The sequence below is a fragment of the Brachybacterium sp. UMB0905 genome (genome assembly GCF_002871795.1).
Classification (GTDB): domain Bacteria; phylum Actinomycetota; class Actinomycetes; order Actinomycetales; family Dermabacteraceae; genus Brachybacterium.
In genome coordinates this window covers 247,529-269,195 of sequence record NZ_PNHL01000005.1, presented here as the reverse complement: position 1 = coordinate 269,195, position 21,667 = coordinate 247,529, and the positions used below count along the sequence as shown (strand labels likewise).

Sequence of the window (21,667 nt, the reverse complement as noted above, 5' to 3'; positions counted from 1 at the left end):
GGGCACCGCCAGCAGAAGCACGGTCTCGGTCAGCTGGTCGCCACTCTCCATCATGCGCCGAGGTTACCAGTCGGGCGTGCCGTAAACGGTCGTTTGTGGCACGGGCCGCGCGGCCCGTGTTGGTGCTTCGTCTCTCCGGACCGCCGCGCGCCGAATAGCTGCACCGCAAACGGCCACACGTCGCAACCGGGACCGCGGCCAGGCTCCGTCCTAGGCGAGGATGGGTTCATGATTCGAGCAGCGGTGTTTGACCTGGACGGCGTTGTCCGGCACTTTGATCCCGATCACGTGCGGGCGATAGAGCGTCGCCATGGGGTTCCTGAGGGTGCAATCGAGTCCTTCGCGTTCGCGCAGCCCCAGATCGAGGACGTCACTACCGGGCGCATCAGGCGTGCCGCCTGGGTGGAAATGATCGCCCAGCACATCGGCAACGCCGCCGCGGCGGCGGAGTGGGGCTCCCAGCCCTCGCAAGTGGACCCAAACATCCTGGATCTCGCGGCGGAGTTGCGCGCAGCGGGCATCGTGACCGCGATCTTGACCAACGGCACCGACACGATCCCCGCGGAAGCCGCTGAACTCGGCTTGGTCAGGCACTTCGACCCGATCTTCAACTCCTCCGCCATCGGGTACATCAAGCCGGATATACGCGTCTTCCATTACGTGCTCGATCAGCTCGGGCTCGACGCCCAGGAGGTGTTCTTCACCGACGACTCCGAGCGCACGCTGCAGGGCGCCCAGGCCTGCGGCATGCACGCCCATCACTTCAGGGGCATCGGCCCGCTCCGCGCCGCACTCGCACAGCATCAGCTCGTTGCGCGGGGAGGCGCCGAACCCGGACGCTGCGGCCCACGCAGGTTCGGATGACCCGCGCTCTGTGTCGGGGAGTCCCCGAGATGATGCTCCGGGCGGCACCGTCACGGTGGGGTATACCCCACTGAGACACGCGGCGCCGAAGCGCCGCCCCTGTTTCACAACGTCCACATCTCCCCAGTGGCACAGCTGTGCCGTAAGCTCTAAGAGCCACTAGGACACAGTAGGGAGGTGGCGACCATGACCGACCAGCGCGTCCGATTCCGCGACATCAAGCCGTACTCCATCGTCGACTCCCTCGACGAGCTCACCGGCCCCAGCACCGGATGTGCCACCCTGCCCGTCGACGTCCACTGGTCCGGCCCACAGTCCACGTTCAACCTCCAGGACCGCGAAGACCTCCAGCGGGCGTACCAGTCGATCCTCTCCAACGGCCGACCCGAGCACCTGGTGAAGTTCATCAACAAGGACCCGTTGCTGGCGGTGTGGCCGATCCTTGCGCTGGACCGCCGTGTGCTCGACCTGTGGTGCGGGCAGTTCCTGGAGATCGCGGCCATCCGACGGGAGTTCTAATGAGCAGCCAACCGTCCGAGGGGCGCTGCCGCGCAGCCAACACCAACCCGCAGCGCAGCCCGCGAAACCGGCAGCGAGGAGAGCCATGAACGCTAACCATCCCCAACATGGGCAGCGCATCGCGTACGTGCGCGTCTCCTCCATCGACCAGCACCCCGCCCGGCAGCTCGAAGCCGTGGGGGAGTGCGACCACATCTTCACCGAGCACCAGTCCGGCAAGAACGTCGGGGACCGCCCCCAGCTGGCCGCCCTCATCCGGCACGTCCGCCCCGGCGACCTCGTTGTCGTTGCCTCCATGGATCGCCTCGCCCGCTCCGTCATCGACCTCAACAGCATCGTCCAGCAGATCACCGGCGACCCCGCCGACCACACCGACGCGGAGCCGAGGAAGGGCGCCAGCATCGAGTTCCTGAAGGAGCGGCTACGGTTCGATCCCGGCGCCGTGGACCCCATGGCAGCGTTCCAGCTGAACATGATGGGTGCGTTCGCTCAGTTCGAGCGCGAGCTGATCCGCCAGCGGCAGCGTGAGGGCATCGACGCCGCGAAGAAGCGCGGCGTGTACGTGGGCCGCAAGCGAGTCCTCACTCCCGAGCAAGTCCGTGAAGTCCGCACCGCCGCCCTCGAAGGCCAGCCCAAAGCCCAGATCGCGCGTGACTACGGGATCAGTCGATCCACGCTGTACCGCTACCTCGAGACCCCGCGGCTACCTCTCCAGTAGCGCAAGGCCGCGCCATTGTCGGCACCACATCTATAGGCTACCCTATAGCTAGGTTGATATGAGAGGAGGTGGTCGCGATGACGACGACGAGTGATGAGCTGCGCACGGTGATCGTGAGCCGCGCGCGGATGAACGTGGCCACGCTGGACTATCGCCGCAGTCTGAAACGCGCATCGGCTGCTGGGTACTCGCAGAGTGCAATCGCGCGGACAGTCCGCATCTCTCAGCCGTCAGTGAGTGAAGCACTGCATCGGGCTAGTGGCCTGATGGACATTCCGGAGGGGTTCGCGGGCGCTGGCCCATACGAGATTTGCCAGCGGTACACCGCGGGGGAGCTCGAGCGCGACGAGGTGGTCGCCCAGCTGGCGAGGTGGTCGTACACACCAGATGTGCGTTCTGAGGTCTTGGCGGACCCACTGCGGGTCGATCAACCCGGAGGTTGGGGAGAGGTTGAGTCAGCCCTCGATGACGGCTTGATCGACGATGAGCTGGTCGATGCCGTCCAGGCGGAACAGGAACGTCTCGGACTGGATTGAGATGCGAGAGCATGGCGTGAAGCGTCCTGGGTTTGGTTCCGAGTCTCAGCAAGGGGAATCGGAGTATGCCCTGAGAAGTTCAGTCCCGAGCTGCGTGACCGTGCCGTCCGGATGATCTACGACCGCCAGGCGCGTGAGGGAGGCCCGCGCGCAGAGTCGATCCGTGCCATCGCGCCCCAACTCGGTGTCGGCCTGGAGACCCTGCGGATCTGGTGCAACCGCTACGGCCCCACGGAACCAGTCACCGGCAGCGGCGATTCACTTGGGGAGGGGAGCTGGCGCTTGCGCCGCGAGCTGGCTGAAGCTCGCCGTGCCAACGAGATCCTCAAAGCGGCCTCGGCTCTTTCGCCGCGGAACCAGGCCGCCCCACGACGAGATGATCCGGTTCATCGACGAGCACCGCGATCAGTTCGGGGTCGAGGCCATCTGCCGCGTGCTCAGCGCGACAGAATGTGGCTTCATCACCTCCCGCGGCTACCGGGCCGCCAAGGCACGCCCCGCCTCGGCCAGGGCGCTGCGCGATGAGGTTCTTCTCCCGGAGCTCCAGCGCATCCATGCCGAGAACTACAGCGTCTACGGGGTGCGGAAGATGCACCACTCGATGCACCAGGAGGGCTGGGACGTGGGCCATGACCAGGTCGCCCGCCTCATGCGGGCAGCTGGCCTGAAGGGCGTGCGGCGTGGCCGGAAGCCGGTCACCACATACCCCACTCACGTGCCCGATGCCCGCCCGGACCTCGTAGAGCGGCGCTTTACTGCAGACCGACCGTATCGCCTGTGGGTTGCTGACATGACCTACGTGCGGATCCTCGCCGGATTCTGCTACGTCGCGTTCATCACCGACGTATGCACTCGCAAGATCGTCGGCTGGGCCGTCTCTTCCACGCTCCACACCGACGGCCTGCCCCTGCTGGCGCTGGAGCACGCACTGCTGACCAGCGGCGCAGTCCGCAGCAAGAGCGGACTGATCCATCACAGCGACCGAGGAGCCCAATACGTTTCCCTGACGTACTCCGACGCGCTGATCACTGCCGGGGTCACCGCATCGGTCGGCTCCGTCGGAGACTCCTACGACAACGCCCTGGCCGAGACAGTCAACGGCCTGCTCAAGGCCGAGCTGATCCACTCCCAGCGGATCTGGGAGTCCATCCAGGCGGTCGAGATCGCCACCATGGGCTGGGTCCACTGGTGGAACACCGAGCGTCTGCACGAAGCTCTCGGCTACCGCACCCCCGCAGAAGTCGAAGCGTCCCACACCCACACCACGACGACTACGCCCGCGACCGTCTAACCACGGAACAAAACCCAGGGTGCTTCATGTTCCGCGTCGCGCTCTCCGACGAGGAGCTCGCCCGCATCGACGCGCTGGAGACCGGGGAGCGCGGCGGCCCCGACCCCGACGCGATCACGCTGGAGACCTTCACCCGCGAGATCCCGGAGGCCTGGGAACGGCATACTGGATGATCGGACCAGCACGTCCGCCGGGCCGCAGGGGGCGGCCCGCGACCCCGCATCCCTCAGGAGACTCCTCATGCGCCACGCCCGCGCCGCCGTTCTTCTCGTCCCCGCCCTCGCGCTGACCCTCAGCGCGTGCGGCGGCGGGAACAGCGCCTACTGCTCGACCCTGACCGACAACTCCGACGTCTCGGCGACGGTGTACACGGCCGTCGTCCCGGGGATGGTCACCTCGGAGCAGGTGGACGAGCGGCTCGCACTGCTCGAGCAGGTCCAGGACGATGTGCCCGAGGAGCTCTAGGAGGACTTCACCACCTGGCAGAGCTTCCTCGAGGAGGTCGGCCCGAAGCTCGAGTCCGAGGATCCTGCGGACATGACCGCCGTGATCGAGGTCGCGGACGACGAGGTCGACGCCGCGGGCGAGGCGCTGGCCGACCACTACACCGGCACCTGCATGGACTGATCCCCATGACGGGGTGCCCTGGCAGTTCCTCCCTCTGCTCCGCCCGTCGCCGTACCGTGGGCGCATGGACCATCGAGCAGAGGTGAGCGACTTCCTGCGCACGCGCCGTGACCGGATCACGCCCTCCCAGGCGGGGATCCTCGGCGGCACGCGTCGACGCGTGTCCGGGCTGCGTCGCGAGGAGGTCGCCGCAGCTACGGGGATCAGCGTCGAGTACTACGCCCGGATCGAGCGCGGCGACCTGCGCGGCGTCTCCACGGAGGTGCTGGACGCGCTCGCCCGCACCCTGCTGCTGGACGAGGCGGAGACGGACCATCTCCACGACCTTGCCGAGGCCGCGGGGCCGTCGGCCCGGCGTCGACCTCGTCCGGCCGAGCAGCCCTTCCCCGATTCTCTGCAGCGCTTCGTGGACGCGGTCTCCGTGCCGGTGTGGGTGCGGGACCGTCGCATGGACGCGGTGGCGACGAATCCCCTCGGCCGTGCGCTGTACGCCCCGGTGCTCGAGGACCCCGCCGCGCGCGGGAACACGGCGAGGTTCGTCTTCTTCAGCCCCGCCTCGCGCACCTTCTTCCCCGACTAGGAGGACAACGCCACCGGCATCGTCGCGACGCTGCGCACGTACGCGGGCCAGTCCCCGCGCGACAAGCGGCTCAGCGACCTCATCGGCGAGCTCGCCACCCGCAGCGACGACTTCCGGGTGCGCTGGGCCGCGCACGACGTGCGCCACCACCGCACCGGTCTCAAGCGCATCCGCCACCCCGAGGTGGGGGACCTCGAGCTCGGCTACGAGGCGATGGACTTCCCCGCCCATCCCGACTGGTTCATGTTCGGGTACACCGCCGCGCCCGGCTCGCCGAGCGAGGAGCGGCTGCGGCTGCTGGGCAGCCTCGCGGAGGAGACCTCAACGGGTACTCGGACCGACGCCGTGGAGAAGCTCTGACCTCCGGTCCGCGTCACGGCGCGTCGTGTCCCTCGGGGGTCTCTCCGGTGGGGTCGAACAGAGTGCCGTCGGCAACTCGTCGGGTGAAGTTCGCCAGCGCGTGGTCCCGGAGCTGACCGAGCCCGGCGAGGTGCGCGGACGCCGCGACCTGCAGCGGGAGCGTGGCGCGGTGGAGCATCGCCCGTCGTGTCGTGTCCGCTGAGCTGAGCGGTGCCAGGCGGGATACGCCATGGAAGCTGATCAGCGGCGCGATGTCGATCGCGGGATCGCCCAGGCAGGCATGATCGAGGTCGATGACCGACACCGCCCTGCCCTCGGACCACAGGATGTTGTGCGGGCCGAAGTCCCCGTGGCAGAGGGTGGGCTCCACGTGGCTTTCCGCCTCGAGCACGGCCTCGACCCGCTCGGCGGCGACACGGCGGCCGTAGGGCTCGAGTCGCGGGCTCAGGTCCCGGTGCACGATCTCTGCCCAGCCGTCACCGCCGCACCACGCTCTCACCGGCGGCAGCGTGCCGCATCCCGAGGACGCTTCCCGGAGCGAGGTGAGGATGTCGGCATAGGCGGAGACCCGCTGGGCCGAGCACTCCGTCAGATCTGCGGCCGGCGAGCCCGGCACGGTGGTGAGGCAGGTGATCCATGTCCGCGCAGGCTCCGCCCAGTGCGGGCCATCGAGGACCTGCGGGATGGTGAGCGGAAGCCGAGACGCGTCCAGGGTCACGAGCGCGCTCGCCTCCCGCCGGCTGCGTTCGCGCCCGCGGCGGCCGAGTGTGGCGCGGAGCGACGGACCGTCGGGGGCGGTCAGCACGAGATGGAAAGCGCCGTGATGCAGCCTGCCCTCGGCCCACCGGTAATCCGGCCATCGGGACATCCCCGCGTCAACGAGGGCCTCTCGCGCAATGGTCACCGCGCCAGGGTAGCGCCCGACGATGACCAGGGGCGTCGCCGGGCCGAGACCCGCAGCGCGACGAGGGCCGACCATGCACGAGGACGGTCCGTCGAGCGCGTCCGTGCCTCAGCTAGCGGCGGCCTCCTTCGGCGTCTCCGCGGGCTCCTCCGCGAGGCGCTTCGCCAGCGGGATCATGCCGAGCCCGATCAGGGTGAGCACCGCGCAGATCATGAAGATCCCGCGCTGGCCCAGCAGCGGCAGCGCACCAGCGGCGATGATCGGTCCGGACAGCACCGCACCGACGCGCCGGGCGTTCATGAACAGGCCCGTGGACATCCCCGCGCCCGGGATCAGGTCCAGGAACAGGGCGAGACCGATCCCGGAGATCGCGGCGAAGCCGAGCGCGTTCGGGATCTGTAACACGAGCAGCAGCACCGGCTCGGAGACCAGCATCAGCCCGGCGTAGTAGACGGCCGAGAGCACGGCGCCAACCGCGACCAGGGTGAGGTGCGAGATGCGGTCGCCGAGGCGGCCGATGATCATCAGCGCCGGCACCTCGAGCGCGGCGGCGACGCCGAGCACGATCCCCGCCCACATGACGCCGAGGCCCACCGTCTCGGTGACGTACAGCGCCATGAACGTCATCGCCGTCGCATTCGTGGCCTGGAACAGCACGAACGCGCCGATGATCACGACGGTCGCGGTCCGGCTGCCGGGCGGCAGGGTGTGCGGGGAGCGGGTCGGCTCGGGCGTCTCCGCGGCGGCGGAGCGGTGCTGCCGCATCATCACCGCGGTCGTCACGATGTTCACCACCGCGATCACCACCAGTGCCAGCAGGATGCCGCGTGCCCCGGCCGAGCCGATGATCGCGGTCGCGAGCGGCGGCCCGCCCATCCAGGCCGCGGAGATGATCGCGCGGGTGTCGACGATCGTGGAGGTGGCCGCGCCGACGTCCCGCAGATGGGCGAACAGCATCGTGGTGCCGAGCCCCGCCGGGCCGCCGAGGACCACCAGCGCCACCGTCGCGAGCGGCAGCGTGCTCACCGCGGCGAGCGCTGCGGCCAGCGCGATCGTCAGCACCGCAGCGGCCATCAGCATCGGCAGGTAGGTGCGACGCCGGTCCGCCCAGGCGGGCAGCACGATCGAGGCGATGAAGCCGCCGGCGTTGTAGATCGCCAGCGACCAGCCGATGTCGGCGGTGGAGGCGTCGTACAGCGTGGCGAGGATCAGGGCGAGCGCGGGGCTCAGCAGCGAGGAGTGCAGCCCCCACAGCAGCGCCGCCGACGGCACGAGCAGGCAGGAGGCGAGGGGGCGCCGCAGGGCGTCGGAGGGCATGGAGATCCTTCATCGTTCGGAGGTAGAGCTCCCGGCACGCTATGCCGCCGCCGTCCTCGCCGGAAGGAACTGCCAGGGCACCCCTCAGCTGCGACGCGCGAGCAGGCTGATCGTGTTCGGCAGCCGCCCGTCCCAGGCGGCGGCCAGCTCCTCGCCGACGACCGCGCTTCGCGTCCGGGGATCGATCGTGCCGGCTCCGGGCTCAGCCCCCGTCGGCAGCGCGAATGGTCGCGCCCGCGTTGTTCACCACGGCATCGATCCGGCCCGCCCGATCCCTCGCGTCCCTCCGGTGATGAGCGCCAGGCGGTTTTGCATGGCGCCATCGTAGGGCGGCTGGCGCACGTGGCGCCGTTAGGGGTGCGCGCAGGACGGACCTGGTGGACCTCCTGAGCGCCTCACATCCGAATCTGGATCTTCACATCCGTCGGGCGTCCCTCGAGGAAGCGCTCGAACGCCTGGACCGAGTCGTCGAAGGCGAAGGTCTCCGAGACGAAGGGGGAGAGGTCCACGGCGTCGCTCGCGGCGAGGTCGATCGCCTTCTGGTGCACGTTCGCATAGCGGAACACCGTCTCGAGCGAGACGCCGCGGCTCTGGGCGGTGGCGATGTCGAAGGGCACCGGATCCACCGGCATGCCCACCAGCACGATCCGCCCGCCCGGCGCGGGCAGCGACCACAGGGCCTTGTACGCGGGCGCGGCGCCGGTCGCCTCGAAGACGACCTGCGGGCCCCAGCCGCCGGTCGCGTCGCGCACCGTCTCGCCGAGGTCCTGCTGGGTGGCGTCGACGGTGACGATGCCGTCGATCCCGTCGAGCAGCGCAAGCTTCTCCGGCAGGACGTCGGAGATGAAGACGGTGCTGGCACCGCCGGCGAGCGCGGCGAGCGCGGTCATGATCCCGATGGTGCCGGCGCCGACCACGGCGGCGACGTCTCCGGGGGAGATCTCCGCCTTGGTCGCGGCGAACATGCCGACCGCGAAGGGCTCGATCAGCGCGCCCTCGGCGAAGCTCATCGACTCCGGGAGCCTGTAGGTGTAGGCGGCGGGGTGGAGAACCTCGTCGGCGAGGCAGCCGTGGACGGGCGGGGTCGCCCAGAACTCGACGCCGGGATCGACGTTGTAGTTACCCTCCTTGACCGCGCGGGAGGTGGGGTCCGGGATGCCCGGCTCCATGACCACGCGGTCGCCGACGGCGAGATCCGTGACGCCCTCGCCGACCTCGAGGACGGTGCCGGCGCCCTCGTGGCCGAGGATCATCGGCGCCTCGACGACGAACGGGCCGATCTTCCCGTCGGTCCAGTAGTGCACGTCGGAGGCGCAGATGCCGACGGTGTGCATCGCGATCCTCACCTGACCGGGGCCGGGAGCGCCGGGCGCCTCGACCTCCTCGATCGATATCCGGTTCTTCTCGTGCAGCACCAGCGCGCGCATGCGGGGCTCCTTCTCTCGAGCGGTTCGTGCCCTGAGCCTGTCATAGCAGCCTGAAGGGGAGGCGAGGAGCGACAGCGCCCCTCGTCGGCACCTCCGCTCCATGCACCCGCGCGTCGCTCAACCACCCGTTCGCCCCATGACCCCGATCGTCTGTCACACCCCACCCCCAGACTTCGTATACATGTTCGACGGAATGAGCTGCACGCCTTGTAGGGCACCCACCTTCGGCGTAGTGTTCGAACGGACTTTCGAACACGGGATCGATGATGCGAGGTCAATGGCGCGGGAACACTGACGCAGACCGATGGCACCGATCGATGGCGCAGATCGATAGAGAGCAGCGATGAGCACCGGGAGGAGGAGCACGATGAGCACTGCCCTGCAGGCCACGGCTGGGGAGGCGCCCACGCAGCGCGAAGACCGCACGCAGCGTCTTGCGCGCGCCCGCGCTGCCCTGGGAGCAGCCGAGCGTTCCGCTGCCCGCTGGGGCGGGCGGATCGACCGCACCGCGCTGCGACCGCTTCCGCGCACCGGCTCCGCGGGCACCGCCGCATCCCCCGGCTCACCCCTCATCCCGGCGCCGGCCGATGACGGGCTCGGTGCTCGCCTGCCCGTGCCGGAGCCGCTCAGCGGCCTGTTCCCCCGCGGGAGCCTGCGAGCGGGCAGCTCTGTGGCGGTGGGCGGTGCGGCGAGCACCTCGCTGCTGCTGGCCCTCGCCGTCGCTGCGGCCGGGGAGGATGCCTGGTGCGCGATTGCGGGGATGGCGGATCTGGGGCTGCGCTCAGCCCTGGATGCGGGGCTGGATCCCTGCCGTCTGGCGATCGCCCCGGCTCCGGGGGAGCAGGCCCCGCAGGTGCTCTCGGCCCTGGCCGACGGGGTAGGCGTGCTGGTGCTGGGCCCAGACCTCGAGCTCGCCCCGGCCCTGTGGCGCAGCCTGCTCTCTCGCGCCCGCACTGCGGACACCCTGGTGCTGGCCGCCGCCCCGCCTGGACGCGCCGACATCACCCTGCAGGGGGTCTGCCAGGGCTGGACCGGGCTCGGCACAGGCTCCGGGCGGCTGCGGCAGCGTCGGGTGGAGATCACCGCCCAGGGCCGCGGCATCGCCGGGACGCGCATCGCCCAGGTGCTGCTGCCGCAGGTGCAGGGCATGCTCGCCGCCGACCCGCGGGCCGAGCGTGCCCAGCCGGAGCAGGCCGCGGCCGCAGAGCGCTCGGGGCTGCAGCTGGTGCCCGCCCTGCGGAGGGCCGGATGATGAGCGCCGACGCCGCACCGACCCTCCCGGACGCGCCAGCTCACCCGGCTCCATCGGCCGCGCCACACCCATCGGGCGCTCCGCAGACCGCTGCGACCCGCACGGTTGCGGTGACGGTGCCGGACTGGCCGCTGCTGGCCGCGCTGGAGCGTCACCAGCGCCGGGTCGAGGAGAGCGCCCCGCCCATGGAGCGGCCAGGTGCGGAGAAAGGTGCGCAGCAGAACGGAACGGGGGCGCAGAGCACCGCGCTCCCGCCGTCGCTGGATCCCGCCATCACCCCGGTGCTGCTCATCGACCAGCATCGGGTCACCCATGCGAGCCCCGCGGCGCGGGCGGCCGGGGCCATACCGGGGATGCGGCGCCGTGCGGCCCGGGCGGCGTGCCCGGATGCGGTGGTGCTGGAGGCGGATCGGGAGCAGGAGGCCGCCCTGTTCGAGCTGGTCGCCGCCGCGGTGGATACGGTCGCTGCCGGGGTGGACGTGCTGCGGCCCGGGGTGCTGCTGATGGCTGCGCGCGGCCCGGCCCGCCACCACGGCGGGGAGGAGCACCTGGCCGAGCGGATCCTCGATGCGGTCGCGGAGCTCACCGGCTGGGACTGCTCGGTGGGGATCGCCGATGGGCCCTTCGCCGCCCTGCTCGCCTCCGTCCCCGGGCGGATCATCCGCCCGGGCCGCAGCGCCGACTACCTGGCCCCGCATCCGATCAGCGCCCTCGTGCACGCCCCCGTCGGCCCCGGCTGGGGGCACCGCGGCCAGCCTGCCGCCACCCGAGCGGAGCGGCCGCTGGACCTCGCCGAGACCGTCGACCTGCTGCAGCGCCTGGGGATCACGACCCTGGGGGACCTCGCGGCGCTGCCGCCCGCGGCGGTCGCAGACCGCTTCGGGCCCGATGTCGCCGCGCTCCATCTGCTCAGCCGGGGTCTGGAGGCCGCACCGCCCGCCGCGCATCATCCCGCCCAGCCGCTCGAGGTGGAGAGCGTGCTGGAGACCCCGCTGATGCGCACCGATCAGGCGGCCTTCATAGCCCGGCCCCTCGCCGAGCAGCTGCACCAGATGCTCGGAGGGCGCGGCCTGGTGTGCACGCGGCTGCGGATCCTCGCCACCACTGAGAACGGTGGGGAGATGGAGCGCACCTGGCGGCACGACGGAGCGCTCAGCGTGGCCGACGTGGTCGATCGCATCCGCTGGCAGTGCGACGGCTGGATCACCCGGGCCCGGCTCGGCGGGGCGGCGACCGGCGCGATCACCCGCATCACCCTGCAGCCGCTGCAGCTGACCCCGGCGGGCCAAGCCGCCCCGGCGCTGTGGGGCGGGGCGGGGGAGTCCGCCGAGCGGGCCGCCCGCGCCCTCGCCCGGGCACAGGGCCTCGCGGGGGAGGAGGCCGTGCAGGTCCCGGCACTGATCGGTGGGCGGCTGCTGGCTGCGGAGGCGCGTCTGGTGCCGTGGCGCAGCGAGAAGCCGGAGCATCGGCCGGGGCCGTGGCCGGGATCCCTGCCCCGCCCGGTGCCCGCCACCGTGCTGCGCAGCCCGCCACCCATCGAGCTGTTGGATGCCGACGGGGACGCTGTCGTGGTGACCGCCCGCGGGCTGCTGAGCGCCGCCCCGGCGCAGCTGCACGTGCCCGCCCCGGGGGCGCCGCCGCTGCAGCGGGCCGGGCTGCGGGCCGGATCCGCCCATCCGGTGCTGGCCCACAGTGCCCCCACCGTGATCGATGAGCGCTGGTGGAGCCGGGAGGGGCATCGCGGGGCACGGCTGCAGCTGGTGGTGCGGGCCGCGAGCGGCGAGGAGACCGCCGTGCTGGCCCTCTCGCGCACCGGGCAGTGGAGTCTGGAGGGGATCTATGACTGAGTCTCCCGCCCGCCCCGGTCAGCGCGGAAGGCCCCGCTGATGGCCGGCTGGTTCCTGGGGCCACCCGCGTGGAAGGACCTCGAGGCGATCCTCTCGGACCGTCCCGCTGAGCTGGTCAGCCCACCAATCATCGTCGAGCACACGGGGGCGCCGCCGCAGGACGGGTATCAGCCCTCCCTCGCGGTGGAGTACGCGGAGCTGCACGCCCACTCCCACTTCAGCTTCCTCGACGGCTCCTCAAGCCCCGAGGACATGGTCGCGCAGGCCGCCCGCCTGGGGCTGACGGCCCTCGCGCTCGTGGACCACGACGGGCTGCCGGGGGCGGTGCGCTTCGCCCGCGCCGCCCGGGAGGAGGGGATCGGCACCGTGTTCGGCGCGGAGCTGACCCTGGGACTCGAGCCCGGCGCCGTCCAGGCAAGCACCACCCCCGTCATCTCCGCGCCCCGCACCGGGGTGCCGGATCCGGGCGGCGAGCATCTGCTGGTGCTCGTGCGCGATGAGACCGGCTACCGGCAGCTCGCCGCCGCGATCGCCCGCGCCCACCTGGACTCCCGCACCAAGGCTGCGCCGCGCTACCGCCTGGCGGAGCTGTCGCGGATCGCCCGCGAGGGCCACTGGCAGATTCTCACCGGCTGCCGCAAGGGCGCCGTCACCCGCGCCGCCCAGGAGCAGCTCGCGATCGGGGACCTCGAGGGCGCCGCCCAGGCCGCGGCCACGCAGATCACGCGTCTGCTGGAGCTGTTCGGGGCCGGGAACGTCGCGGTGGAGCTCGTGGCCGGCGGTGGAGGTCAGGCCGATGAGCTGCACGACGCCCTCGCCCAGGCCGCCCGCCTGGTGCGCGAGGAGCAGGGCCTGGATGCGATCACACTGCCGCTGGTGGCCAGTACGAACGCGCACGCCGCCCGCCCGTCGGACACCCACCTGGCCGACGTCCATGCCGCGCTGCGCGCCGGGGTGCCGCTCGAACAGGCCGACCCGTACCTGCCCTCGCATCCGCGGCACCTGCGCAGCGGCGAGGAGATGACCCAGCTGCTGTCCCGCTACCCATCGGCCATTGCGCAGGCGGCCCGGCTGGGCCGGGACTGCGCGGTGGACCTGCGACTGCTGGCCCCCGATCTGCCGCCCTTCCCGGTGCCGGCCGGGCATGACGAGGCCAGCTGGTTGCGCGAGCTGGTGGAGATCGAGGGGAGGGAGCGCTACGGGCCGCGGCCCAGCGGTGAGCAGCCCGAGCGGATCCCCGGGGCGTGGGCGCAGATCGACCATGAGCTGCAGGTCATCACCGATCTGCATTTCCCCGGCTACTTCCTCATCGTCCACGAGATCGTGGACTTCTGCGCGGGGGAGGGGATCCTCGCGCAGGGCCGCGGCTCGGCGGCGAACAGTGCCGTGTGCTACGCGCTGGGGATCACGGCGGTGGAGCCCGTCTCCCACCACCTGCTGTTCGAACGCTTCCTGGCCCCGGAGCGGGATGGCCCGCCGGACATCGACCTGGACATCGCCGCGGACCGTCGCGAGGAGGTGATCCAGCACGTGTACGAGCGCTACGGGCGGGAGAACGCCGCGCAGGTCGCCAACGTCATCACCTACCGTTCCAAGCTCGCGGTGCGCGATGCCGCCCGGGCCCTCGGCTACGACACCGGGGCGCAGGATGCCTTCTCCCGGCGGATCGAGCGCTCCTGGTCCTCCCTCGCTGAGGCGAATATCCCCGCCGATGTGCTGCAGCTCGCCCAGCAGCTCCGCGATGCGCCGCGACACCTGGGCATCCACTCCGGGGGGATGGTGCTGTGCGACCGGCCGGTGATCGAGGTGTGCCCCGTGCAGTGGGCGGCGATGGAGAACCGGTCGGTGCTGCAGTGGGACAAGGATGACTGCGCCGACGCGGGGCTGGTGAAGTTCGACCTGCTGGGGCTGGGGATGCTCACTGCGCTGGATCATGCGCTCGCCCTCATCGGCGAGCACCACCGGCAGCATTTCGAGCTGCGCACCCTCCCGCAGGAGGACCCGGCGGTGTACGACATGCTGTGCGCCGGGGACAGCATCGGCGTGTTCCAGGTGGAGTCCCGCGCCCAGATCTCCACTCTGCCCCGGTTGAAGCCGCGCGAGTTCTACGACCTCGTGGTGGAGGTGGCGCTGATCCGTCCCGGTCCCATCCAGGGCGGCTCCGTGCACCCCTACATCCGCCGCCGCACCGGCGAGGAGCCGGTCACCTACATCCATCCGCGGCTGGAGAAGTCCCTGGGCCGCACCCTGGGGATCCCCCTGTTCCAGGAGCAGCTGATGCAGATGGTGGTGGACATCGCCGATTTCACCCCCGCTCAGGCTGATCAGCTGCGGCGCGCTATGGGCTCCAAGCGCTCCACCCAGAAGATGCTGGCGCTGTCCGATGCGCTGTTCACCGGGATGGCCCGCCACGGCATCACCGGGCAGGACGCGCAGGCGATCCACCGCAAGCTCCTGGCCTTCGCCAGCTACGGCTTCCCTGAATCCCACGCCTACTCCTTCGCGTACCTGGTGTACGCGAGCTCCTACCTCAAATGCCACTACCCGGCGGCGTTCACGGCGGCGCTGCTGCGCTCCCAGCCGATGGGGTTCTACTCCCCGCAGTCCCTGGTGGCCGATGCTCGCCGCCACGGCGTGGTGACCCGCGGACCCGACGTCCTGGTCTCCCGGGCCCGCACCGATCTGGAGACCGACGCCGAGCATGCGGGCTACCGGGTGGATCCGCCCGGGCCGCAGGTGCAGGGAGAGCAGGCTGCCCGCGGCCCGGCGATCCGCCTGGGCCTGGATCAGGTGCGCGGCATCTCCACCGACACTGCCCAGCAGATCGTCACCGCGCGGGAGCGCGGCGGGCCCTTCACCTCGGTGCCGGATCTGGCCCGGCGGGTGCGCCTCACGGCGCGGCAGCTGGAGGCCCTGGCGACCGCGGGGGCGCTGGATCAGCTCGCCTCCTCGCGGCGGCAGGCGCTGTGGGCGGCCGGGGCTGCGGCGCAGGAGTCCCCGGACACGCTGCCGCATCTGGCGGTGGGGGCGCAGGCGCCGATGCTGCCGGGGATGAGCGATGCGGAGCTCGCCGCCGCGGATGCCTGGGCCACCGGGATCACCCTGGATGAGCATCCGATGGCGCTTGTGCGGGCGCAGCTGAGTGCGGAGGGGATCCGGGTGATCACCGCGCTGCAGGAGGTGGAGGACGGTTCGCGGCATCGCGTCGCCGGGGTGATCACGCATCGGCAGCGGCCCGCGACCGCCGGGAACGTCACCTTCCTCAGCCTCGAGGACGAGTCCGGGATCCTCAACGTGGTGTGCTCCCAGGGGTTCTGGGTGCGGCATCGGGCGCTGCTGCGTACCGCGCGGGGCGTCGTCCTGCGGGGTGTGGTGGAGAACCGCACCGGGGCGGTGAGCCTCCTCGCCGACGACGTCACCGCCCTGGACCTGCCCGCTGCGGGCAGGTCCAGGGACTTCCGCTGACCCCGGAAAGGACCGCTCAGGCGGCCGCGGGCAGCGCCGTGGCGTCGATGTGGTCCGCCTTATCGCTGCGCCGGGCGCCGCGGGAGACCACCAGCGTCACCAGCAGGCATACGAGGCCGCCGGTGAGGATTGCGGCGAGCGTCCCGGAGGTGCTCACGAGGGATCCGCCAAGCGCCGCATGCACGAGCCCCTCCGTGACGAAGGACAGCGGCATCAGGGAGCTGAGGGCCTGCAGCAGCCCCGGAGCGGTCTGCACCGGCAGGATACCCACCAGGGTCACTACCTGCAGGACCATCAGCACGACCGAGGCGATTCGGCCGATCCGATCCCCGAGCAGCGCCAGCAGCGTCTGGTGCAGCGCCGCGAACATCAGCGCGCCCGCCAGGGCGATCAGCCCCACCGACACCGGGGAGACGGGGGAGATCCCGACGATGGTCAGCACTGCCAGCACCGCCACGGTCTGCACCACGGCGATCGCGAGCGCGGGAGCGAGCGAGCGCAGCACCACCTGCCACATCGGCAGGGCCCGGTCCAGCAGGCGCCGCTGCAGCGCCGGCAGCAGCAGGAAGGTGCCGAACGCGCCCAGCCACAGCGCGAGCGCGGTGACGAAGGGGAACGTCGCGGTGTCCGCGCCGCTGGCCTCGTTCTGGCGGGTCAGGGAGGTGCCGACGGGGTCGGCGGCCATCTCACCCATGCGCTGGCGATCCGTTTCGTCGTACGACGGGGCGGCGTCGGCGCCCTCTCGCAGCCCGTCGGCGAGCTCGTCGGAGCCGTCGGCGAGCTCCCCGGTGCCGTCCGCGAGCTCTCCGGCGCCATTGGCCAGGTCCCGGGTGCCGCCCGCGAGCTGGCGGGAGCCGGAGGCGAGCTGGTCGGCGCCCATCCCGAGCGCATCGGCGCCCTGGGACAGCTCCCCGGTGCCCTCCGCGAGCTCCACGGCACCATCGGCGCTGGCGCGAGCGCCCTCGGCGAGCTGCCCGGTACCCCCGGCCAGCTCATCGACGCCGCCCGCGTACTGGGCGAGCCCATCGCGCAGGCTGGTCACGCCACCGACGAGCTGCCCGGCGCCCGCGGCGCTCTGCCGCGCCCCGGTGGCGAGTTGCTGCGCGGAGGCGGTCAGTCCCGGGTTCTGGGCGGTGCCATCGCCCTCGAACGCCAGCTGCAGGCCCTCGCCGTAGGCGACGATGCCCTGCGTGCCCTGCACCAGGCCCGGCTGCTCGGCGGTGCCGTTGATGCCATCGGCCAGCTGCTGGGTGCCCTGCACCAGGCCGGGCTGCTCTGGGGTTCCGTTGAGCCCATCGGCGATGCCCTGCGCCCCGGCGGCAAGGCCCGGGTTCTCGGGTGTGCCGTCCCCGGTGACCCCTGTGGCGAGCGCCTCGATGCCTCCGACGAGCCCGGGGTTTTCGGCGGTGCCGTCCCCGTTCAGGCCCTCGGCGATGCCCTGCGCTCCGGCGGCGAGCCCCGGGTTCTGGGCGGTGCCATCCCCGTTCAGGCCGGTGGAGATGCCCTGCACTCCCATGACGAGGCCGGGGTTCTCGGCGGTGCCATCGCCGTTCAGGCCCTCGGCGATCCCCTGGGTGCCGGCGACGAGCCCGGGATTCTGGGCGGTGCCGTCCCCGTTCAGGCCCTCATCGACGCCCTGCGCGTAGGCCAGCAGGCCCTGGGCCTGCAGGCATTCCGGCGATCCGGGGGAGGCGCCGCACAGCTGATCGGCGAGCCCCTGGGCGGTGGCGACCATGCCGGGATTGAGCATCGTGCCGTCTCCGTTGATGCCCTCGGCGAGCTGGGCGGTGCCCTCGGCGGTGCGCTGCGCCCCCTCGCCGAGCTCGCTCATGCCGTCGGCGATGCCGCTCGCACCGTCGGCCATCTCAGCGGTGCCGTCCGCGAGGTCCTGAGCACCCTCGCCCAGCTGGGAGGCGCCGGCGGCGAGCTCCGTCGCCCCCTCATCCAGCTGGGTCGCGCCGTCGGCGAGCTGCTGGGCGCCGTCTCCGAGCGCCGCGGCACCATCGGCCGCCTGCTGCGCGCCCTCCCCGAGGGTTTCGGTGCCACCGGCGACCTGCCGGGCGGTGGGCAGCAGTCCGGGGTTCTGGGCGGTGCCGTCGCCGGTCACGGCCGTGCCGGCCTGGGCGACGCCGTCGGCGTACTGCTCCAGTCCGCTTGCGAGCTGCTCAGCGCCGCCCTCGAGCCCCGGGTTCTGGGCGGTGCCGTCGCCGGTCACGCCGTCGGCCAGCTGCTGGGCGCCATCCAGGAGACCGGGCTGTTCGGCGGTTCCGCGCATCCCGTCCTGGAGCGCGGCCGTGCCGTCGGCGAGCTCCTCGGTGCCATCGGCGAGGGTGTCCAGACCACCGGCGAGACGATCGGCGCCGTTCGCGGTCAGACGCGTGCCATCGGCGAGAGACCACACGCCGTCGCGGAACTCCGCGGTGCCATCGGCGGCCTGGGAGGCACCGTCCGCCAGGTCATCAGCGCCATCGGCGAGCTCACCCGTGCCATCGGCGAGATCCCCCGCACCATCGGCGAGCTCCTCGGAGCCGTCGGCGGCCTCCCGCAGACCATCGCCGAGCTTGTTGAAGCCCAGGTACAGCCCATCGAGGTACTGCTCGGCCATCTGCCCGCCCATGGTGGAGGCGGAAGCCTCGGCCACGGCGGCGCCGACCAGGGAGTTGATCTGCCCGGAGGCGTCGTTGGTGGTGACCTCGATGATGGCGGGCGTCGCCTCGGGGGTGCCGATGGTGGCGAGGTCGCGGGAGAAGTTCTCCGGGATCACGATGACGGCGGAGTAGGTGCCATCGGCGAGCCCCTCCTTCGCATCATCGTGGCTGGTCAGCTGCCAGTCGAAGCCCGTGGTGTCGGGGGCGTCGGCGTCCTCGAGCGTGCCGGGCTGAGTAAGCGCACCGGCGAGCAGCCGGCCGAAGGGCACCATCTGGGTGTTCCCGTCGGCGTCGGTGACCTCGGCCCCCTCATCGAGGTTCACCACGGCAGCGGGCACGGCATCCAGGCGGTCCACGCGTCCGCTGAGGGCCCACAGGCCCAGGGCCGCCACCAGCACGGGCAGCAGCAGAACGACGAGCAGGGTGCGGGGGTGGGCCAGGCGGGTCATACGAGAGCTCCTTCACGGGAGTGGTCGGGGGAGCGCTGGAGGGTTAGAGCTGTCAGGCGCCGCGGGTCACGCAGCGTGCGGTGCAGGTGCTGCTCGGCCGGGGAGGTGCCCTCGACGCGGGAGCCGACGATGATCGTGGCGCCGGCGGCTAGCAGCGCATCGAGACGTTCGACGAGCGCGTCATCCTCTGCCGCGGCGGCATGGGCGAGGTCCGCAAGGTCCTCGATGATGATGAGCTCGCGGCCCAGGTTCCGGGCGGGCAGAGCGGCCAGACGCCGGGCGACAGGAGCCCCGGCACCGATCCAGTGAACGCGCGCCTGCATGGCCGGAAGGTCATCGGGGGCGATGCGGTCATGTACGGCGAGGATCCCGGAAGTGGGCTGCAGCCGCCCACCGGCGAGCGCGAGGAAAGCGGCGCGGGCTGCGTCATCGCTGGTGCGGGCCACCAGCAGCTGGCCGGGGGAGAGGGTGCCGGTGAGGGGGCCGATGGTGCCGTCCTCCCCGATCAGCGGGGCGATGGTGTCCTCCAGGCGCAGGGCGTGCTCGCCGTGCTCGGCGCTCCAACGACGATGCTCGAGCACACCGGCGAGGCCCTCGCCCTCGACATCCACGACCGGCAGGCGGCGATCCAGCCAGGCCGGCAGGCGCCATGCACGCTCGCCCAGGAGGGCCAGGACAGCCGGGACGAGCGTCATGCGCACCACGAAGGCGTCGACGAGCACGCCCACTGCCAGGGCGACCGCGATGGGCTGCAGCATGAACCAGCCGCTGGTGACGAACCCGGCGAAGACGGACACCATGATCAAAGCGGCGGCGGTCACCACCGGGGCGTTGGCGGTGAAGCCGCGTTCGATCGCGCCGCGCGCATCACCGGTGTGCACGTACTCCTCGCGCATCCGCGAGACGAGGAACACCTCGTAGTCCATGGCCAGGCCGAACAGCACGCCCATGACGATGATCGGCATGAAGGAGACCACCGGCCCGTTGACGTCCACGAACAGCGGCCCGTTCAGCCAGCCGTACTCGAACACCATCGCGGTGGCTCCGAAGGCGGCCAGCACCGAGAAGATGTAGCCGATCGAGGCTTTCAGCGGCACCCAGATGGACCGGAACACGAGCATCAGCAGCACGAGCGACAGCCCCACCACGAACAGCGCGAAGGGCAGTAGCGCGGCGGAGAGCTTGTCGGTGACGTCGATGCCGATGGCGGTGGAGCCGGTGACGGTGATCTCGCTGATCCGCAGCTCCTCTTCCCAGGCCGGGGCGCTCTCGCGCAGGTCCCGTACGAGCTGCTTGGTGCTCTCGTCGGTGGGTCCGCCCTCGGGGATCACCACCACGACGGCCATGTCGGCGCCACGGTTGGGAGTGGCGATCTGGATCTCCTCCACCGAGCCGAGATCCACGATGTTGTTCTCGAGGTCCTCGACCACACCGAGGGGGTCGGTGGAGTTGATGATGTCAGCGGTCACGAGCAGCGGCCCGTTGTAGCCGGGACCGAACTCCTCACTGATGAGGTCGTAGGTGACGCGGGCGGGGGAGCCGGAAGGCTCGGTGCCGAGGTCCGGCAGGGCGAGCTCGAGGTCCTTCACGGGAACGGAGACGGCCCCGATGCCGATGATGACCAGCACGATGGTGAGCGCGGGAACCTTGGTGACCAGGCGCACCCAGGCAAGTTTGAAGCCGCCGGGGGAGTGCTGCCCCTCAGCATCGGCAGGCAGGGCGCCGTCATGCTGGGCCATCAGACGGCGGATCCGACGGGGGCGCAGGCGCTCACCCAGGATCCCCATGAGCGCTGGCAGCAGGGTCAGCGCCACCACCACGGACAGTGCGACGGTCGCAGCGGCGGCCACACCCATGATGGTCAGGAACGGGATCCCGGTGATGAACAGGCCCACCAGGGCGATCACGACGGTCAGTCCCGCGAAGATGACGGCGCTTCCGGAGGTCGCGAGGGCCTTGCCGATGGATTCGCGCACGTCATCCCCGCGCGCGAGCTGGTCGCGGTGACGGGAGAGGATGAACAGGGCGTAGTCGATGCCAACGGCGAGGCCGAGCATGGCCCCGAGCGCCGTGGTGACCGAGGGGATCGAGATCCCGGCGGAGAGCGCCATGAGGGAGAGCATCGCGATGCCCACCCCGGTGATGGCGGTGACGATCGGGATGACCGCGGGGACGAAGGACCGGAACACGATCGCGAGGATGATCAGGGCGACGATGACGCCGATGATCTCGCCGGCCCCGAAGGGAATCTCTGCGCTCTGGAGGAACTGCCCGCCCGCGTGGATCTCCAGGCCGTCGGAGTCCGCCTGGGAGACGAGGTGCTGGATCTCCTCGACCGCGGTCGCGGGGTACTCCCCGACCTGACCGTCCATCTGGAACTGCGCGACCATCGCGGTGTCATCGTCGTTGCGGGTGCCGGGGGAGATCTCACCGAAGGGGTCGGGTGCCTCGGCAACCCCGTCCACCTCCGCGATGTCTCCCATGAGCTCGGTGATCTCCGCGCGGTGATCATCGATGTCGCTGCCGTCGCGGGTCACGAGCACGACCTGTCCGGAGGTCCCGGCGAGCTCGGGGAAGCGGGTGGCGAGGGTGTCCAGGCCCTCCTGGCCCTCGGTACCGGGGATCTCGAACTCGGTGGAGAAGCTGCCGCCGAGTCCCGCCGCCAGGGCGCCGCTGAGCAGGAGCAGAACGGTCCACACCGCGACGATCTTCCAGCGCAGTGCGGCCATGGTGCGGCCCAGGCGGTAGAGCGATGAGGACACGGGACCTCCAGGTCACGACGGGAGAGATGAGACGCCGCGAGGCGCGGCTGGTACCGCGCCGGGACAGACTCGAGACAACGATGCATTCGATACGCGATCGT

The 21,667-nt window shown here is 71.3% G+C and carries 15 protein-coding genes and 1 pseudogene; 11 read left to right on the top strand and 5 right to left on the bottom strand.

Going from position 1 to position 21,667, the window contains the following annotated elements; translation table 11 throughout:
• The first annotated feature begins 228 nt into the window (after positions 1 to 228).
• The 8 genes and pseudogenes from CJ197_RS06910 to CJ197_RS06880 all read left to right on the top strand — a co-directional run bounded on the left by CJ197_RS06910 (position 229) and on the right by CJ197_RS06880 (position 5,495).
• Positions 229 to 864 (top strand): HAD family phosphatase, encoded by a 636-nt coding sequence (locus tag CJ197_RS06910; protein WP_102235997.1) that lies wholly within the window; start codon positions 229 to 231, stop codon positions 862 to 864.
• Positions 865 to 1,050: 186 nt separating this feature from the next.
• Positions 1,051 to 1,383 (top strand): transcriptional regulator, encoded by a 333-nt coding sequence (locus CJ197_RS06905; RefSeq protein WP_102235996.1) that lies wholly within the window; start codon positions 1,051 to 1,053, stop codon positions 1,381 to 1,383.
• An 85-nt stretch (positions 1,384 to 1,468) separates the two neighbouring features.
• Complete coding sequence (locus CJ197_RS06900) at positions 1,469 to 2,101, top strand: recombinase family protein (protein ID WP_102235995.1); 633 nt, start codon at positions 1,469 to 1,471, stop codon at positions 2,099 to 2,101.
• A 77-nt stretch (positions 2,102 to 2,178) separates the two neighbouring features.
• Positions 2,179 to 2,637, top strand: coding sequence for a hypothetical protein (locus CJ197_RS06895; RefSeq protein ID WP_102235994.1), 459 nt, complete (start codon positions 2,179 to 2,181; stop codon positions 2,635 to 2,637).
• 111 nt (positions 2,638 to 2,748) lie between these two features.
• A protein-coding gene (locus CJ197_RS06890; RefSeq protein WP_369801498.1) for an IS3 family transposase occupies positions 2,749 to 3,928 on the top strand; the annotation gives its coding sequence in 2 pieces (ribosomal slippage) (positions 2,749 to 2,981 and positions 2,980 to 3,928; 1,182 coding nt in all).
• A gap of 26 nt (positions 3,929 to 3,954) precedes the next feature.
• Entirely contained in the window at positions 3,955 to 4,101 is a 147-nt protein-coding gene (locus tag CJ197_RS15130; RefSeq protein WP_158239395.1) for a hypothetical protein, read from the top strand.
• 67 nt (positions 4,102 to 4,168) lie between these two features.
• Positions 4,169 to 4,393: a hypothetical protein gene (locus CJ197_RS06885; RefSeq protein ID WP_102235993.1), complete on the top strand. Its 225-nt coding sequence runs from the start codon at positions 4,169 to 4,171 to the stop codon at positions 4,391 to 4,393.
• A 226-nt stretch (positions 4,394 to 4,619) separates the two neighbouring features.
• Positions 4,620 to 5,495 (top strand): annotated as a pseudogene (locus CJ197_RS06880) (helix-turn-helix domain-containing protein).
• Between the two features lie 13 nt (positions 5,496 to 5,508).
• Here CJ197_RS06880 and CJ197_RS06875 read toward each other — a convergent pair.
• The 3 genes from CJ197_RS06875 to CJ197_RS06865 form a co-directional block, all read right to left on the bottom strand.
• Entirely contained in the window at positions 5,509 to 6,399 is an 891-nt protein-coding gene (locus CJ197_RS06875; RefSeq protein WP_158239394.1) for an aminoglycoside phosphotransferase family protein, read from the bottom strand.
• A gap of 108 nt (positions 6,400 to 6,507) precedes the next feature.
• Positions 6,508 to 7,716, bottom strand: coding sequence for an MFS transporter (locus tag CJ197_RS06870; protein WP_102235991.1), 1,209 nt, complete (start codon positions 7,714 to 7,716; stop codon positions 6,508 to 6,510).
• Positions 7,717 to 8,111: 395 nt separating this feature from the next.
• Positions 8,112 to 9,143, bottom strand: coding sequence for an NAD(P)-dependent alcohol dehydrogenase (locus CJ197_RS06865; protein ID WP_102235990.1), 1,032 nt, complete (start codon positions 9,141 to 9,143; stop codon positions 8,112 to 8,114).
• 367 nt (positions 9,144 to 9,510) lie between these two features.
• Here CJ197_RS06865 and CJ197_RS06860 point away from each other — a divergent pair, with 367 nt between their 5' ends.
• The 3 genes from CJ197_RS06860 to CJ197_RS06850 are packed head-to-tail and all read left to right on the top strand — an operon-like array spanning position 9,511 to position 15,707.
• Positions 9,511 to 10,395: a hypothetical protein gene (locus CJ197_RS06860; protein ID WP_102235989.1), complete on the top strand. Its 885-nt coding sequence runs from the start codon at positions 9,511 to 9,513 to the stop codon at positions 10,393 to 10,395.
• Positions 10,392 to 12,242 carry a DNA polymerase Y family protein gene (locus CJ197_RS06855; protein ID WP_158239393.1) on the top strand — a complete coding sequence of 617 codons (1,851 nt, stop codon included), beginning with the start codon at positions 10,392 to 10,394 and terminating at the stop codon, positions 12,240 to 12,242. Before CJ197_RS06860 ends, CJ197_RS06855 begins: the two co-directional genes overlap by 4 nt.
• Positions 12,243 to 12,281: 39 nt before the next feature.
• A complete protein-coding gene (locus tag CJ197_RS06850) occupies positions 12,282 to 15,707 on the top strand; it encodes an error-prone DNA polymerase (protein WP_102235988.1) in 3,426 nt (1,141 codons plus the stop codon).
• A 16-nt stretch (positions 15,708 to 15,723) separates the two neighbouring features.
• Here the strand turns inward: CJ197_RS06850 and CJ197_RS06845 are convergent, their stop codons facing one another.
• Both CJ197_RS06845 and CJ197_RS06840 read right to left on the bottom strand, forming a co-directional pair.
• Positions 15,724 to 18,804: a YhgE/Pip domain-containing protein gene (locus CJ197_RS06845; protein WP_102235987.1), complete on the bottom strand. Its 3,081-nt coding sequence runs from the start codon at positions 18,802 to 18,804 to the stop codon at positions 15,724 to 15,726.
• On the bottom strand, positions 18,801 to 21,566 hold the full coding sequence (locus tag CJ197_RS06840; protein WP_102235986.1) for an MMPL family transporter: 2,766 nt from the start codon (positions 21,564 to 21,566) through the stop codon (positions 18,801 to 18,803). The genes CJ197_RS06845 and CJ197_RS06840 overlap by 4 nt, the downstream gene beginning before the upstream one ends.
• Positions 21,567 to 21,667 lie beyond the last annotated feature (101 nt).

Excerpts from the sequence above, each read along its gene's own strand:
- CJ197_RS06895 (WP_102235994.1), top strand. The coding sequence starts at position 2,179 with ATGACGACGACGAGTGATGAGCTGCGCACGGTGATCGTGAGCCGCGCG.
- CJ197_RS06910 (WP_102235997.1), top strand. The coding sequence starts at position 229 with ATGATTCGAGCAGCGGTGTTTGACCTGGACGGCGTTGTCCGGCACTTT.
- CJ197_RS06860 (WP_102235989.1), top strand. The coding sequence starts at position 9,511 with ATGAGCACTGCCCTGCAGGCCACGGCTGGGGAGGCGCCCACGCAGCGC.
- CJ197_RS06865 (WP_102235990.1), bottom strand. The coding sequence starts at position 9,143 with ATGCGCGCGCTGGTGCTGCACGAGAAGAACCGGATATCGATCGAGGAG.
- CJ197_RS06905 (WP_102235996.1), top strand. The coding sequence starts at position 1,051 with ATGACCGACCAGCGCGTCCGATTCCGCGACATCAAGCCGTACTCCATC.
- CJ197_RS06870 (WP_102235991.1), bottom strand. The coding sequence starts at position 7,716 with ATGCCCTCCGACGCCCTGCGGCGCCCCCTCGCCTCCTGCCTGCTCGTG.
- CJ197_RS15130 (WP_158239395.1), top strand. The coding sequence starts at position 3,955 with ATGTTCCGCGTCGCGCTCTCCGACGAGGAGCTCGCCCGCATCGACGCG.
- CJ197_RS06885 (WP_102235993.1), top strand. The coding sequence starts at position 4,169 with ATGCGCCACGCCCGCGCCGCCGTTCTTCTCGTCCCCGCCCTCGCGCTG.
- CJ197_RS06845 (WP_102235987.1), bottom strand. The coding sequence starts at position 18,804 with ATGACCCGCCTGGCCCACCCCCGCACCCTGCTCGTCGTTCTGCTGCTG.
- CJ197_RS06900 (WP_102235995.1), top strand. The coding sequence starts at position 1,469 with ATGAACGCTAACCATCCCCAACATGGGCAGCGCATCGCGTACGTGCGC.
- CJ197_RS06855 (WP_158239393.1), top strand. The coding sequence starts at position 10,392 with ATGATGAGCGCCGACGCCGCACCGACCCTCCCGGACGCGCCAGCTCAC.
- CJ197_RS06850 (WP_102235988.1), top strand. The coding sequence starts at position 12,282 with ATGGCCGGCTGGTTCCTGGGGCCACCCGCGTGGAAGGACCTCGAGGCG.